The 15,748-nt window shown below is 62.8% G+C and carries 11 protein-coding genes; 6 read left to right on the top strand and 5 right to left on the bottom strand.

The window, feature by feature from the left end:
- Window positions 1-204 precede the first annotated feature (204 nt).
- A complete protein-coding gene (locus tag P3T17_RS22120) occupies window positions 205-1,050 on the top strand; it encodes a TraB/GumN family protein (RefSeq protein ID WP_429408894.1) in 846 nt (281 codons plus the stop codon).
- On the opposite strand, the gene P3T17_RS22125 is transcribed toward P3T17_RS22120, so the two are convergent.
- On the bottom strand, window positions 1,047-6,497 hold the full coding sequence (locus P3T17_RS22125) for an AAA family ATPase (protein ID WP_429408895.1): 5,451 nt from the start codon (window positions 6,495-6,497) through the stop codon (window positions 1,047-1,049). The two genes, P3T17_RS22120 and P3T17_RS22125, sit on opposite strands and share 4 nt — an antisense overlap.
- Before the next feature lie 415 nt (window positions 6,498-6,912).
- Here P3T17_RS22125 and P3T17_RS22130 point away from each other — a divergent pair, with 415 nt between their 5' ends.
- Window positions 6,913-7,737 carry an isocitrate lyase/PEP mutase family protein gene (locus P3T17_RS22130; protein WP_429408896.1) on the top strand — a complete coding sequence of 275 codons (825 nt, stop codon included), beginning with the start codon at window positions 6,913-6,915 and terminating at the stop codon, window positions 7,735-7,737.
- An 83-nt stretch (window positions 7,738-7,820) separates the two neighbouring features.
- On the opposite strand, the gene P3T17_RS22135 is transcribed toward P3T17_RS22130, so the two are convergent.
- A complete protein-coding gene (locus P3T17_RS22135) occupies window positions 7,821-8,750 on the bottom strand; it encodes a LysR family transcriptional regulator (RefSeq protein ID WP_429408897.1) in 930 nt (309 codons plus the stop codon).
- 172 nt (window positions 8,751-8,922) lie between these two features.
- Between P3T17_RS22135 and P3T17_RS22140 the strand changes: the two genes are divergently transcribed.
- Window positions 8,923-9,627, top strand: a complete 705-nt coding sequence (locus tag P3T17_RS22140) for an SDR family NAD(P)-dependent oxidoreductase (protein ID WP_429408898.1) — start codon at window positions 8,923-8,925, stop codon at window positions 9,625-9,627.
- A 28-nt stretch (window positions 9,628-9,655) separates the two neighbouring features.
- Here the strand turns inward: P3T17_RS22140 and P3T17_RS22145 are convergent, their stop codons facing one another.
- The 3 genes from P3T17_RS22145 to P3T17_RS22155 are packed head-to-tail and all read right to left on the bottom strand — an operon-like array spanning window position 9,656 to window position 12,085.
- Window positions 9,656-10,336, bottom strand: a complete 681-nt coding sequence (locus P3T17_RS22145; protein WP_429408899.1) for a DUF1028 domain-containing protein — start codon at window positions 10,334-10,336, stop codon at window positions 9,656-9,658.
- A 10-nt stretch (window positions 10,337-10,346) separates the two neighbouring features.
- Window positions 10,347-10,784, bottom strand: a complete 438-nt coding sequence (locus P3T17_RS22150; RefSeq protein ID WP_074267881.1) for a RidA family protein — start codon at window positions 10,782-10,784, stop codon at window positions 10,347-10,349.
- The gene (locus tag P3T17_RS22155) at window positions 10,784-12,085 is read right to left on the bottom strand and encodes a flavin-containing monooxygenase (RefSeq protein WP_429408900.1); all 1,302 of its coding nucleotides are present in this window, start codon (window positions 12,083-12,085) and stop codon (window positions 10,784-10,786) included. Before P3T17_RS22155 ends, P3T17_RS22150 begins: the two co-directional genes overlap by 1 nt.
- Before the next feature lie 208 nt (window positions 12,086-12,293).
- On the opposite strand from P3T17_RS22155, the gene P3T17_RS22160 reads away from it, so the two are divergent.
- The 3 genes from P3T17_RS22160 (at window position 12,294) to P3T17_RS22170 (ending at window position 15,730) form a co-directional block, all read left to right on the top strand.
- A complete protein-coding gene (locus P3T17_RS22160) occupies window positions 12,294-13,220 on the top strand; it encodes a LysR family transcriptional regulator (RefSeq protein WP_429288116.1) in 927 nt (308 codons plus the stop codon).
- A gap of 123 nt (window positions 13,221-13,343) precedes the next feature.
- The gene (locus tag P3T17_RS22165; protein WP_429408901.1) at window positions 13,344-14,495 is read left to right on the top strand and encodes an aromatic ring-hydroxylating oxygenase subunit alpha; all 1,152 of its coding nucleotides are present in this window, start codon (window positions 13,344-13,346) and stop codon (window positions 14,493-14,495) included.
- 35 nt (window positions 14,496-14,530) lie between these two features.
- Window positions 14,531-15,730: an ABC transporter ATP-binding protein gene (locus tag P3T17_RS22170; RefSeq protein ID WP_429408902.1), complete on the top strand. Its 1,200-nt coding sequence runs from the start codon at window positions 14,531-14,533 to the stop codon at window positions 15,728-15,730.
- Window positions 15,731-15,748 lie beyond the last annotated feature (18 nt).

Here is a 15,748-nt window from a genome sequence, read left to right on the forward strand (position 1 = left end):
TTGGCTGAATTTTTTGTAGGTCTCGCGAACCGGAAACCTGAGAAAATACGCTGCGCCGGGTATTCGCCAGGCGCCGTCGAGTGTCCCGCACCGGCCAGTTACGAGCGGCGGCCAGGCGACTTGTTTCGCATTAGAATCTGAGCATCAGAATGAGAATCGCCGGGTTTCATGGAAGCCCGGCCGCCCGCCGTAAGGGATATCGCAATGCTATGGAAGATTGAAGGCTCCGAGACACATATTCTGGGTTCGGTTCACGTCACCAACCTCGAGCCGTTTCGCTTGCCGCGCCATGTTCTGGAGGTGTTTAGCACCGCCAGTCACCTCGTGCTGGAAGCAGACCTGTCGGAACCGCCCGACTCGGCTCCCCTATTGCTGCCGCCCGGCACCACGCTCAAGGATTGCGTGACACCGCTTACGTATGCGAAAGCGCATTCGCACTGGTTGCGGCTCGGACTTCCCGGGCAGAATCTGCCGCGCTTCAAGCCCGGCGCCGCGGCGCTGATCCTTCACCTGAACGAGGCGGCGAGGAGCGGCTATGTGATGGAGCGCGGCGTCGACCGGCTTCTCTGGGATCGCGCCGTCCACGATGCAAAACACCGTGGGGCGCTCGAAACGGTCGAGGCCCAAACCATCGCCCTGACGTCGGCGCCGATTGCCGAACAGACCTCCATGCTGGAATATTTCGTGAACGGCGATCTCGGTGTTGCAGAGCTGTCCACGATGGTGCGCGCCTGGACTCACGGAAATACCATCCGTTTCGATGCTGCGCTCACGGATCGCCGCCGGCGCTGGCCGGCCATGTTCGATATCCTGATCAATCAACGCAACAGGAACTGGGTGCCCTCGATTGTCCGGATGGCGGCGGATCGCAGGTCGCGACTGATCGTCGTGGGCGCCATGCATACGGTCGGCCCGGCTGGACTTCCGCGTCTGCTGTCGATGCACGGGCTGCGTTTGCGCAGCCAAAGCTGGTGCCTGCCGGCCACTCCTTTGACGCGATACCGGCATCACGCACGCCGTGAAGCGCACGGCCGGGTCCAGCCCGACTAGTCCGGCGCCGCCTGACGATCAGGAAGACGAACCTTGATCGCAGTGCCGGCGCCGGGCGCACTGAGCACTTCGATCTCCCCGCCCAGCATCAGGACACGCTCTTCCATCCCGGCCAGACCGAACGAGGTTTTTCTGATCGCCTGCGCATCGAACCCTTGGCCGTCGTCGCGAACTTCGAGCACGTAGGCGCCAGGCGTTCGTTCGAGCGTGATGATCACTTCGGTGGCCGCCGAATGCCGGGCGACATTCGTCAACGCCTCCTGGACGAGCCGAAACAGCACCACGGCGTGGTCTTCGCTCATGACGATGTTCTCGTCCTGCACGCGAAGCTGGCATACCGTGCGGCCATTGCGGTCGAACTCGGCAGCCAGCCATTCGAGCGCCGCCACGATACCGGCATCGAGAGCCGGCGGACGCAGCGACGTGATGACGCCCCGCACCACCTCCATGGTGTTGTCCACCAGCGCAATCAGTGCCCGGGTTTCGTCGAACAGCTCCGGGTGGTCATTGCCGAACTGCATGCGCAACGTCGACGCGCGCATGCGTAGCGCGGTGAGATATTGCCCGAGCTCGTCGTGCATTTCCCGTGCGATATGTTTGCGCTCTTCTTCGCGTGCAGTTTCGCGGCGCGAGGTGAGTTCGCGCAACATCTCGTAAGACTCCAGCAAGCGGTGCTCTGCTTCCTTGCGCTCGGTCAGATCGACCACGAAGGCGACACCTTCCTTCCCACTAGCTTCGAAAGCGACCCTGCCGATCATGACGGGCACACGGCTGCCGTCTTTCCTGAGGTACTCCTTCTCCGTCGGCTGTGAGCGCCCCACTGTCCTTAGCTCTTCCAAAGCCAGTGCGGCGCTTTCGCGCCATTCCGGCGGCGTCAGGTCCGTCCAGCGCACGCGCCCCGAGACGAGGTCGTCGCGCTCGTATCCCACCATGCGCAGAAACGCGTCGTTCGCCTCGAGGATGTCACCATCCTCTCTCCAGACGATGATGCCGATGATGTTGGCATCGACGAGCCGCCGAATCCTCGATTCGCGCTCCGCAAGGTCACGGTACAGGCGGGTATTTTCGAGCGAGGTCGCGGCCTGCGAGGCAAGCAGCCTCAGCGCGGCAATCCGCGCAGGCGCGAATACGCGGGTGAGCAGATCGTTTTCGAGGTACAGCGCGCCGATGAGTTTGGCCCGGTTCATCAAGGGCATGCAGAGCATCGAACGGGTGCGGTGCTGAACAATGTACGGGTCCGTGGCAAATGTGGGATCGCTCGCTGCATTGTCGAGAATCACGCTCTCGCGCGTGCGCAGGACGTGGTACAGAACCGACTCGGGTAGCATCGCCGCGCTCACCGGCACATCGCGCAGCTCGACAAGCGGCATGTCGCCATCGGTCGTGACCTCAGCGGCGATCCGTTGCTCATCGCCGTCCGGAAGAATCAGCAAGCCGCGTCCGGCGCCGGCCTGTTCGATCGCCGTACGCATCACCGTATCGATCAGCTTGTCGAGAACGATCTCTCCCGAGACCGCTTGCGACACCTTGATCACCGTCGCGAGATCGAGGTGTTCGACCGGCGCCCCGATCGTGCTGGTGGGTCTGAGCGCCTGGTCACCTTCTCTGAGGTATGGGTGCATTTCGTCGAGCTGCCGCACCTTGCCATCTGCGCCCCAGCGCCGATACCCTTGCCGGGCGTCCTGCAGATACATGCGGGCAATCTTGTCGAATCCGCGCGCCGCGTAGAAGCGCGACGCGAGTTCGCCGGCAAGCGCTTCGTTTTGCACGAAGCCGTTTGCACGCGCCGAGCGGATCGCCGTTTCGTAGAGGCGCATCGCCTCGGCGTCGCGCCCTTCCAGGCGAGCGATCTCGGCACCGACCAGCGCCGCGCGATCCTCGAAGTTTTCGGGGCAACTCTGCGCCCGCAATTGCAATTGCCTTTCGTGAATAGCTATCGCTTCGAGAGACTCCCGCGCTTCGGGGCCGGGGCTGGCAACAGGACCGCAGCAGGCAGCCAGCGAGAGCGCGCTGTAGAAATGATATTCCGCCTCTTCCAGGTACGATGCCGCGGTCCACAAAAGACGTTGCGCCCGCATCGAAGCGTCTGCCGCCGCCGCGTAGTCGCCGGCAAAAAAGCGCGCCTGCAACTTGCGGATCCAGTACCAGCTGTGCGCAATCACGAGGTCCGGATTTTCGAGGAAGTGACGCTCGATCCGCATCTCGTCGAACTGCCCGTCGTTGAAAGAGCCAAAGGCCAGCGTCAGGCCTCGCAGCGTTCGTACCAGTCCAAGCTGCGTCGCGCTGACGTCGGTGGCGAAACCGAAATGCGCTTTTTGCGCGAACATCAGGCTCGCTTCGGCTTCGCGCTGCACGTCGGCGAGTGGATCTCCCGCGATGAGCAGATTGGTGATCATATGGGTGTAGCAATACCCTTCGCAAACGAGGTCACCCGTATTCCTTGCAGCCTCGAACGCGCGGTTCATCAGTTCGCGGCCAGCCCGCAGATGTTTGGCCATCGGCAGGATGACGTTGCCGAAATGCATGTAGGTTCTTGCACGGAAACGCATCAGGCGGCGTCGTTCGACAAGGTCGTAACCCAGCTGACCGAATTGAAATCCGACCTCGTAGTGGCCAAAACGCGCTCCGGCCATCATGCCGAGCCGGACGTAGGCAGAGCTGGATCCGTCGCAATTGCCGCGTTCAAGGCTCAGATTGACGGCCCTGGAGACGACCAGCGACCATAGATTCGTATCGGTAAACAGTGCGGCGGGCATGACCTTGACGAGGACGTCCATGGTCGCGAGCGATTCCGGGTCGGTCATCAGCCGCAGATCGATGAGCTCCTCGATCTTGCGGTCTCCAAGCTGGGACCAGATTCGTTCGTATTCCTCACGCGCTTTCTCTTCCGCGGTATGCGGCGACCAGTCGATGCCCAGATGTTCCAGGTAGTCCAGAGCAACCGCAACGGCGCGGCTCGCCTGATCGAGCGTCATGTACAGATCGACGCGCAAACATGTCACGTTGGCACGCTCGGGCACAGTCGCGGCACGCTGAATAAGCACACTCAAACGCTCTTCCGCGGCCGACAGGCGGCCCGTCAAAAACTCGCATTCGGCCCGCTCCAGCTCCAGCGCGAAGATCAGGTCGTGCCGGCGCGCCCAGCAATCGTCCCTCAGGAATTCGGCGCCGGCGCTCAGGTAGGTGAGCGCCGACTCATAGGCTGACGACGCCTTCGCACGCTGGCCGGCAATCAGATTGAGCCCGGCCAGTTGCTCGCGCTCTTCCTGCAGCGTGACGAGGGCTGCACCACGGTTGAGCTGGTTGACGATTTCGAAGACCGCCTCTTGCCGTTTCTCAGGTAGCGTCTGCGCCGCGAGCAAACGTCCGACGCGCAAATGGGCCTGCGCACGCAACGCCTCGGGGATCATCGAGTAGGCCGCCTCCTGCACCCGGTCGTGGACAAACCGGCAGGATTCCTCAAGTTGCTCGATGAGCTCCTGTTCGACCGCCGGCAGCAGCAGTGCCCGGATCTCGTCCCTCGAACGCTCAAGAACGTTCGCGAGCATCGCCGTCGTGGCGGTATTGCCGAGACAGGCAAACTGTTGCAGCGCCTGCTGCGTGTCGACGGGCAAGCGGGCCAGCTTCGCGACCATCAGGTCGGCGACGTTGTCGGTATAGCCCTTGCCATGAATGTTCGGCAGATCCCAGTGCCAGCAGGCTGCGTCGTGGTCGAAACCGAGCAGGCCCTCGTCGACGAGTGCGTGCAGAAACTGGATGACGAAGAACGGATTGCCAGCGGTCCTTTCGTGGACGAGCTGCGCGAGCGGTGCCGCGTGTTCCGGCGCGTCGCGAAGCGCCTCTGCGATCAACTGTTCGACGTGCCCGCGCGCAAGCGGCACCAGCGCCACTTCATCGAACGTTGCGCCGGCGTTGCGCACGGCCTGCAGCTTGCGCATCAGCGGATGCGAGGCGTCCACCTCATTGTTGCGATAGGCGCCGATCAACATCAGATGGCGCAGATCCGGACCGGTAAGCAGGTCCTCCAGCAGATCGAGCGTCGCGGCGTCGAGCCATTGCAGATCGTCGAGAAACAGCGCCAGCGGATGTTCCTGCGTGGCGAATACGCCGATGAAGCGCCGGAAAACGAGCTGAAAGCGGCGTTGCGCCTGATGCGGATCGAGCTCCGGGACCGGCGGCGGATCGCCGATGATCAGCGTCAGTTCGGGGATCAGCTCGGTCATGAGCCGGGCGTTCGGCCCAAGGGCTTCGATCAGTGCGTCACGCCAGCTTGCGAGTTCCGTCTCGCGTTTGCCGAGCAGCGGTCGCACGAGCCCCCTGAAGGCTTGCACCAGGGTCGAATAGGGTATGTCGCGCTTGTACTGGTCGAACTTGCCCGAGGCAAAGAGCCCGCGCGGGGGCACCAGCACCTTGTGCAACTCGTTGACGACCGCGGATTTGCCGATGCCCGAATAGCCGGAAACCAGCACCAGTTCCGGCGCGCCGCTGCTGATGACGCGGTAGAAGGCGGCCACCAGCGTGCCGACCTCGCGCTCCCGCCCGTAGAGTTTCTCGGGGATCAGCAGCCGGTCGGGCGTGTCGTGCGCGCCCAGCCGGAAGACATCGACGCGACGCTGGCGCGTCCATTCGGCCAGACAGTACCGCAAATCCCACTCGACGCCGGCCGCGGTCTGATAACGCTCTTCGGGGGTCTTCGCGAGCAGCTTCATCACGACCGCCGAGACGCCAGGCGGAACCGCCCCCACCCGCGCGCTGGGCGGCAGCGGCTTGCGGGCGACGTGACAGTGCACCCATTCCATCGGATCGAGAGCCGTGAACGGCAATGTGCCCGTGAGCATCTGGTAGATCGCGACGCCGAATGCGTAGAGGTCGCTGCGCGAGTCGATCGAACGGTTCATCCGTCCGGTCTGCTCGGGTGCCATGTAGGCGAGCGTGCCGGCAATGGTCTCCGGCGGCTCGGGACGTTGCCGCTCACGCGGCAGCCGCGAGGCAATGCCGAATCCGGTGAGCCGCACGTGCCCGTCCACACAGTTCACGAGGATATGGGCTGGCTTGAGATCCTTGTGGACGAGGCCGCACTGGTGGAGCTTACCCAGCGCCACCGCGACTCCCGTAGCGAGGCGCAGGACACTTTCCATTTCCATGGGTGCGCCGGTCAACCGCTCGAGCGGCTCGCCGCCTGGATCCTCGAGCACCAGCACGGCGCGGCCTTCTGCCTGCAGCAGTTCCCTGGGTCGCACTGCCCATGCGCTGCCGAGTTGACCCCGCAGCGCAAATTCATGAGCAATACGCGCGAGGCTGGCCGGCGATGGATGCTCGCTGGCCGTGCGCGCCACCAGCACGCTCTCGCTACCGTCCTGAGACCGCTCCCGGCAGAACACGCGCTCGCCATCCTCCCAGAGAAGCTGGGGGCTGCTGCCCGCATCGAATCCGTGTGTGGCGTCCATCTGCACTGGCTGGCTGGTGTGCGGGCTTTGCCCGTCGTGTCTCTAGAGGGCGCACGCCCTGTTTATCTGTTTCATCGGCGTCCTGTGCATGTGAATGCATGACACAAAGCGGCGTATTGTGACCGGCAATTCTTACGCCTTACGATCAGAAACGTTTACAAATGACCGCATCACGCCACGATACACCTTGACGACCGCCGCAACATATTCGCGTCGACCCTTGACGTGCCTGGACGATGGCTTCGCTTGCACCATGCCGGGCGCGAGCCACTCGCGTATGGTCTGATGAAAAGATTGGAATCGCGCACGGCGGGACGTCTAATAAGAAGAGTAAGGTTGCAGGCTTCTCAAGATTAAAGAGCGTCTGGTGGTATCCGTGGTTGCGCTGCCACATCCCACACAAAGGAGAATGATCATGACCCGCACCATTTCCGAAAAACGCCAGGCATTCCGCGCGTTGCACGAAGACGGATGTTTCGTGTTGCCGAATCCGTGGGACGTAGGCAGCGCCCGTTACCTGGCATCCATGGGCTTCAAGGCACTCGCGACCACCAGTTCGGGCTTCGCGTGGTCGATCGGCCGGCCCGACAACGGAGTCTCGCGCGACGCGGTCATCGCTCACCTGCGCGAGATGGTCCAAGCGACGGATCTGCCGGTGAACGCCGACTTCGAAAGCGGCTTTGGCAGCAATCCCGCCGAAGTGGCGCAAAGCGTCCGGATGGCGGTGGACGCGGGCGTCGCCGGCCTGTCTGTCGAGGACTCGACGGGCGATGCGAAGTCGCCGTTACTTCCGGTCACCGTGGCCGTGGAACGGCTCGCTGCAGCACGACGCGCGATCGACGAGACAGGCGGCGATACGCTGCTCGTCGGACGTGCGGAGAATTTCGTTGCCGGCGTGCCCGATCTCGAAGACGTGATTACGCGTTTGCGCGCGTATGCGCAAGCCGGGGCCGATTGTCTGTACGCGCCCGGCATCCAGACGCGCGAGCAGATCGAAGCGGTGGTCGCCGCGGTCAGGCCGAAGCCGGTCAATCTGCTGATCGGCGGCCCCTCTGCGTTCACGCTCGACGAACTGGCGAAGCTCGGCGTACGGCGTGTGAGTGTCGGCGGTGCATTAGCCCGTGCGGCGTGGGGCGGCCTCGTGGCCAGCGTTCAGTCGCTTGCGGAGGGTCGCTTCGACAGCTTGTCGAAGGAGCCCTCAGGTGGATGGTTGAACAGCGTGTTTAAGGATCCGGCATAGCGTCCTGATCGATCGCCAAGCGGCTGTTGCACAGAGCGACCCACGCAATGAATGGAGCCTCGCGTGGACGCGAGGCTCCCGTTTCACTGACCCAGCCGTTCCCGACACACCGTTAGCGTCAGTTGACGGAGCCAGCGGTGAACAGGATCCACCTCCAGGCGCGGGTGCCACATCTGCGACACGGTAATCTCGCCGGTTGTCACGGGAAGCTCAAAGGCGTGAGTGCCGGCGGATGCGGGCAATTCCTGCTGTGCGGACTGATTGTCCAGAACGGAAGCAGGCACCAGCGCGACCAGGTCGGAGGCTCGCGCCACCGCGAGCGCAGCGGGAAAACTCGGAACGACGGCGACAATCGTTCGTTCCAGTCCTAAAGCGGCCAGCGCCTCATCAACCGGTCCGATGGTGCGGCCGTGACGGGAGGCGACGACATGGCCGAAGGCGGTGTACCGTTGCGTCGTCACCTCAGGCTCCATCGCGAGCGGATGGCCTTGCCTGACAACGCCTATAAAGCGGTCGCGGAACAATGCCTGCACGCGGACTTCCGGTCCCATTTCGCTCAACACACCGATCTCGAGATCTGCCGAACCGTCTCGCAAGTACGCTGCCGTCTTCTCAAGCTTGGGTGCAAAACGCAAACACACACGCGGCGCAACCGCTGTCGCCGCGGCGATCAGCGAAGCACCAAAGGCTTCGACGAAACCATCGTTGGAACGAATGGTAAAGGTGCGCTGCAACGTCGAGAAATCAAGCTCCGTCATTGCGGGACCCAGTACAGCACGTGCCTCGTGAACCGCATTCTGTGTGCGTTGACGCAGTGCCTCTGCATGGGGTGTCAAAACCATCTGGCGCCCGGCCCGAACCAGCAGCGGGTCACCGGTCGCCTCTCGAAGCCGGGTCAGGGTTCGGCTCATTGCCGAAGCGCTCAATCCCAGCCGACGCGCAGCACCGGCCACGCTGCCATCGGCAAGCAATGCGTCGAGCGCAATGAGCAAATTCAGGTCGGCTTCTGGCATGCCTGATCCTAGCACGCGCCGTTCAGACATGGCGTTTGATGCAGGTTATAAGTGCAACGGCTGCGCCTTCCGCCATGTCTTGTGGATCGATATATTCGCTGTACCGACTTATGACCCAAACACGTGGCACCTCAAAGCATGTTGTATCGGGTCTCGCTCATAGGAGTTACCAATGCAAGACACCTCTGCGCAGAAAACCGTCCTTCTCATCGGTGCATCCCGCGGCCTCGGATTCGCAATGGTCGAGGAATACCTCAAGCGTGGCTGGCAAGTGATTGCCACCGGGAGGGAGGGCTCAATACAACGCCTGCACCGACTCGCGCAAAGCACTCAGGGTACACTGGAAGTTGAAGCCGTCGATATCACGATCCCCGATCAGGTCGCCGCGTTACACGATCGCCTCAAGGATCGACGGCTGGATATACTTTTCGTGAACGCTGGCGTCAAAAACGACGATCGCGAAACGATAGCCGACGTCTCGACAGAGGAATTCGTGCGCGTCATGGTGACGAACTCGTTGAGTCCAATGAGGGTAATCGAGGCGTTTCAGGATCTTGTGCAGCCGGCCGGAACAATCGGTGTCATGTCGTCCGGGCAAGGCAGCCTCACCAACAACACGAACGGCCATTACGAGGTCTACCGTGGCAGCAAGGCTGCCCTCAACATGTTCATGCGCAGCTTTGCCGCGCGTCACCAGAACGACCCGAAAACGTTGCTATTGATGGCGCCTGGATGGGTAAAGACGGACATGGGCGGCCCCGACGCGCGTCTGACTATCGAAGAAAGCATCCCGAACCTGGTGAACACGATCGAGGCTTACGAAGGGCGCTCCGGTTTGCATTATCTGGACTACCAGGGAAAGGTCGTTCCCTGGTGAGCAGGGACGAAAGCTTCAGGCAGACACTTCACTCGTCGCCCGGCACGCCGTAGCTCGGCGCTGCGGTCGGGTTCAACGCGCGCGTCAGATAGTCCTGCATTTGCGGTCGATAGGCGCGCCACAGCGCTTCCAGTTGCCCGATCGGGTCGACCTCCGCCCAGTCGACCCGCAGATCGACGATCGGCCAGATCACGTCGCCCATCACCTTGAGCGCCGCCGAATGCACGGGTCCGGCTTCACCACCCGCCGCTATCGCGGCACGCATCGACGACAGCAGGCGCTCGGCCAACAGGCCGGCCGTTGTCTCGAACGCCTGAACCATCGCCTCGATGACCTGCACGTCCGCCAGCATGTTGCCGGCGGCGACGCATTGCTCACCCGCCACAGCGTGGTGCAGGCCCAGCGCTTCCTTGCCTGTGAAAAACGCCGTACGGCCCTGGCCGTCGATCACCGTCACCTGGCGATACTGGCTCCATCCGTCGCCGGCGAGCGCACGGTCGAGCGCTGCGGAAGGGTCGAGACGCCCTTCGTCTTCGAGGAGATCCAGAATCCGCGGGCCGAGAGCTGGCAGCGTGACATTCTGGGTCGCTACCGCGCCCACGCCCGCGCGCACCCACGGGCATCGGGCTCCCACCGAAATACTGGACGAGCTGATGGCGATCCCAAGCTGGCCCGTTTCCGCACAACGCCCAACGATGGAGAATGTCATGTGCCGCTCCTTAGTCCTGATTCGGCTTCCAGTTATCGGGAATCACCGCGATTACGTCGATCTCCATCAGCCATTGAGGCTGACCCAGGGCGCTGACCACGAGGCCGGTGGAAATCGGATAAACCCCCTTCAACCATTTACCGACTTCCTGATACACCGGCTCGCGATAACGCGGGTCGATCAGGTACGTGGTGGTCTTGACGATATGCGACAGGTCGCTGCCCGCTTCCTCGAGCAGTTGCTTGACGTTCTTCATCGCCTGCTCGGCCTGAGCTTGCGGATCGCCGAGCCCGATCAGATTGCCATCGAAATCCGTGCCCACCTGCCCGCGCACATAAACGGTGTTGCCGGCCCGCACGGCCTGGCAGAGGTCGTTATCCAGCGCCTGGTTGGGGTACGTATCCTTCGTGTTGAACATGCGGATGCGGGTGTGCGTAGGTTGGTTCATCATGCGCCTTCAGCGTAGTGAAAAAAATCCTGTGTTTGACGTTGCGACGCATCGCGATACGAGAGATACCCGCGCTGCGTGGCGATATGGTCGGCAATGTGCATGGCGTCGTGCCACACACCCCAGATGAAACTGGAGCCACGCCGCGACAGCCACGGTAGACCCAGAAAATAAACGCCGGGTTCGGACGACACGCCTCGTTGATGTTGCGGTTTTCCGTTCGCGGCGAAGGCGTTGACATGCAGCCAGCTGTAGTCGGCCGTGTAGCCAGTCGCCCAGACAATGGAAGTCACGCCAGCCTCCGCGAGATCGAGCTCGAGAAGCGGATGGGTCACGCATTCGGGATCGGCGAGCATTTTGCGCGCCTCCGGTTCTTCCGGAAGGTCCAGGCCATTTCGAGCGATATACGCGTCGGCCGTGTCGAGCAGCGCCAGATAGTTTTCGTCACCGCGGGCGAGGTTGGCTGCAAGGTCCGGCTGGAAGGCGACGATGCCGCGCTCGAACGATTTCGTCAGACCGGCGAGTACGATGCCTTGCTGGGCAAGCGCCCGGAAGTCGACGGTATGGCCGCCACGGGCACCGCTCACCGCAATGGTGACGTGCTCCCTGCCCGGTGTCGCGACCTCCTTGTCCCACTCGCCCAGCACGCCTAACCACCAGCAGTAATCGCGGTTGCGATAGGCGCGCGGCGGACGATCGTGCGGCCCCACTGAGAGATATACCTGCCTGCCCGAGCGCTGCAGTTCATCGGCAATCTGCACCCCTGACGACCCGGCTCCCACTACCAGAACGGCGCCCTGGGGTAACTGGCCTGGATTGCGGTAGTCGGCGGAATGAATCTGCGTGAGCCGCTCGTCGTGCGGCGCAACAGGCGGAATCAGGGGACGCTGGAACGCGCCGGTCGCGACCACCACACGATTGGCCTCGACAATGCCCTCCGACGTCTCAATCGTGAAGCCAGGCCGGCCCGCGCTACGCTCCACTTTCGTCACCTCGACGCCAGTGCGGATAGGCGCATTGAATTGCCTCGCATACGCTTCGAAATAGTCCGCGACCCGGTCTTTGGACGGAAAGGCGTCGGGATCGAGATCGTCGAATTCCAGACCCGGAAACCGGTCATGCCATGCCGGGCCGTTGGCCACCAGAGAGTCCCAACGTCCCGTGCGCCAGCGCTCGGCAATGCGGCTGCGTTCCAGCACGAGATGCGGCACCCCCTGCCTGCTCAGATGTTCGCTCATGGCCACCCCGGCCTGACCGGCGCCCACCACAAGCGTATCGATTGACGTTTTTTCAGCTGTCATGGCTGTTCCCTTCCGAAAGGCAGCTTGAGTGCGGACATGGTCCGTGGCAGCGCTGCAGGCACGCCGCGCCGGATTCGATGAATGCAATCTACGCCCGCCTCAAGCATCCGAAAAACATATTTCAAAAATGCAATACATCGCTTTTCCCTATGCAAACGGATTTCTTTCGACGCACAATCGCGACAGATAAAACGTCGAGGAGCAGGCGATGGAAGTGGGTCAATTGCACTATTCGCTACGGCAGTTGCGGTATTTCGTGGTCACCGCGGAAGCGCTGTCGTTCACCGCGGCGGCGAAGAAACTGCACATCTCGCAGCCGTCGATCTCGACGGCGCTTGCCGACCTGGAAGCGTCGTTCGGCGTACAGCTGTTCATCCGCCATCATGCGAGCGGCCTGTCGCTGACGCAGGCCGGGCGCGACATGCTCGGACAGGCGCGCAATCTTCTGAAGAACGCGGAGGAGCTGCAGTCCGCCGCACGCGAGATGGACGGCGGCATGTCAGGCGTAATCGCGCTCGGCTGCATGGTCTCGCTCGCGCCGCCGGTCATGCCGGCACTCATCAGCCGCTTCATTGCCAGCCACTCGGGCGTCACCTTCCGCACCGAGGAAGCCCATCAGGACGACCTGCTGCACGGCCTGCGCGACGGCACGCTCGATCTCGCGCTCACCTACAGCCTCGACCTCACCGACGAGGTCGCCTTCACGCCCCTCGTTTCGCTGCCGCCCTACGTGATTCTGCCGAAGCTGCACCGGCTCGCCCGCGCACGCGCCGTCTCGCTCACGGATCTGCTCAACGTACCGTATGTGATGCTCGATCTGCCGCACAGCCGCGAATACTTCGCAGGACTGTTCGACGCGGTCGGAACGCGGCCTGTGCCCGCGTTCCGTTCGTCGCAGCCGGAAGTGGTGCGCGGGATGGTCGCAAACGGCCTCGGTTACAGCCTCCTCAACTTCCCGCTGAAGTCGCTGCGAACCGTGGACGGCGCGGACTTCGTCATCAAGCAGTTCAAGGACGACGTGACGGCGACCACGCTTGGCATCGCACAATCGCGCGAACTGAAACCACGCCAGTTAGTGAAGCGATTCGCGGACTTCTGCGAGACGCACATCCGCGAACTGCATCGCAGTGACTGAGCCGGGCAGCCCGAAGCCTGCATAGGAAAAAACTGGCTTTTACATCCGAAAACAATATTTTGGCTGGCAATTTGACTTGGTAGATTGGTGTCCATCGCAACGCAATGCCGAACCGGAGGCCATATGGCTGCCCTTGCAACGTCGCCGGATGCCGGACCCGAGATCGCCCGCGAGTTGCTGGCGAACTGCGAGCGCCCGTTCGACCATGCGCGCGCCATGCCGCCGCGAGTCTATACGTCTGACGCATTTCTCGCGCTCGAACAACGCGAGATCTTTCACAAGCAATGGCTTTGCGTAGGACGCGCCAGCACGCTCAGCAATCCTGGTGATTACCTGAGCGCGCAGATCGACGGCCAGCCCATCGTGGTACTGCGTAACGAACAGGGCGAGCTGCGCGGCCTGTCGAACGTGTGCCTGCATCGCATGTCGGTACTGCTCGAAGGACGCGGCAACGTCAGACGTATCGTGTGCCCGTATCACGCATGGAACTACACGCTCGATGGCGTCCTTGCCGGCGCACCGATGATGGAGCGGCAGGCAGGCTTCTGCAAGGAAAGCTACCGGCTGCCGTCGATCCGCTGCGAAACCTGGCAAGGCTGGATCTATGTCACGCTCGATCCTGACCTGCCGTCCGTCGCAACCCAGCTCGAAGAACTCACGCAACTGATCGAGCCGTACGGCATGTCCGACTACGTCGAGACGTTCTACGAAGAACACGTGTGGGACACCAACTGGAAGATCCTCGCGGAAAACTTCATGGAGAGCTACCACCTGCCCATGCTGCATCGTGCCACGGTGGGCCCGCATTCACGGCTCGAAGAGATGGAGTGCCCGCCCGGACGCGCGGCCTTCAACTATCATTGGATTACGAAGGAAGCGTCGCTGCCGATCGGCAATGCGCACCCCGGCAATACGCGTCTGCAGGGACACTGGCGCCGCACGACCGCGCTCCTCGCGATCTACCCGACGCATCTCGTCACGCTCACGCCGGGCTACTTCTGGTACCTCGTGCTGCAGCCGCGCGGTGTGGGCAAGGTGCACATCCAGTTTGGCGGCGGACTCTCGCCCGAGTTTATCGACGATCCCAAAGCGGCCGACTACATGGCCACGCTGAAGACCCTGCTCGACGAGGTCAATGCGGAAGACCGGCGCGGTGTCGAAGCCGTGTTTCGCGGCGTGCATGCCCCGCTCGCGCGGCCAGGCAACCTGAGCCACCTCGAGCGGCCGAACTACGACTTCGCGCGCTATCTCGCGCAGCGAACCGCTTCGTCATGACGCGCGTGAGCCGCGCACCGGATGATCACACGACCATGTCCAGCCAATCGTTCATTTCATTCGCAGGGGTCAGCAAATCGTACGACGGCGTGCATAGCGTCGTCGAAGGTCTCGATCTCGATGTCGCGCGCGGCGAATTCGTCTCACTGCTCGGCCCGTCCGGTTCAGGCAAGACCACGACACTCATGATGCTGGCAGGATTCGAGTCGCCGACGCACGGCGAGATTCGCCTGAACGGCAACCGGCTCGACGACAAGCCGCCGCACCAGCGCGATATCGGCATGGTGTTCCAGAACTACGCACTGTTCCCGCACATGACGATCGCGCAGAACGTCGCGTTTCCGCTGTCGGTCCGCAAGATTGGTCGTAACGAACAGAAGGCACGCGTGGCGCGCGCGCTTGAGATGGTGGAGCTGCCCCACCTCGCGGCACGCCGGCCGGCGCAGCTTTCCGGCGGCCAGCAGCAGCGCGTCGCACTGGCACGCGCATTGGTATTCGAGCCGAGCGTGGTGCTGATGGACGAGCCGCTCGGTGCGCTCGACAAACGCCTGCGCGAAAGCATGCAATACGAAATCATGCGCCTGCATCGCGAGTTGTCGCTGACCGTCGTCTACGTGACGCACGACCAGAACGAAGCGCTGACGATGTCGGACCGCGTCGCCGTGTTTTCCGACGGCCGTATCCAGCAGGCCGCGACGCCGACCGAACTCTATGAAAATGCGGCGAATGCGTTTGTGGCGAACTTCGTCGGCGAGAATAACGGCTTGACTGGCCGCGTCGTCGCGAGCGAGGGCGAGTGGGCCACGCTGCAGCTCGCCGACGGCACCACCATCAGCGGCCGTGCCGGTGCCGAACTGCGCACCGGCGGCGAAGCGATGCTGGCCTTGCGGCCCGAGCGCGCGCACATCGCGGCAGCGGCGGCTGCGACGGCCGATGCCGCGCGCGGCGAAGGCGATTCGAATGTCGTGCACGCGCTCGTGCAGGAACTCGTCTATTGCGGCGACCATCACCGTGTGCATCTGAAACTGGCACACGGCGAGAGCGTCGTCGTGAAAGTGCCCAACACACAGCATCGCGATCTGCCTGCACTTGGCCATACCGTGGCCGTGACGTGGCGACGCGACGACTGCAAGGTACTGGCCGCCGTTTCGCCGCGCGTCGCGGTTACCGCCGACGGCCCCACCCAGGTTTCGCCTTCATCGTCCGCATCGCCACTCATCGCAGGAGTTAACTAAAATGCACGCTACTCGCTC

Source organism: Paraburkholderia sp. GAS82, from assembly GCF_050436285.1.
In the GTDB taxonomy this organism is placed as follows: domain Bacteria; phylum Pseudomonadota; class Gammaproteobacteria; order Burkholderiales; family Burkholderiaceae; genus Paraburkholderia; species Paraburkholderia phenazinium_B.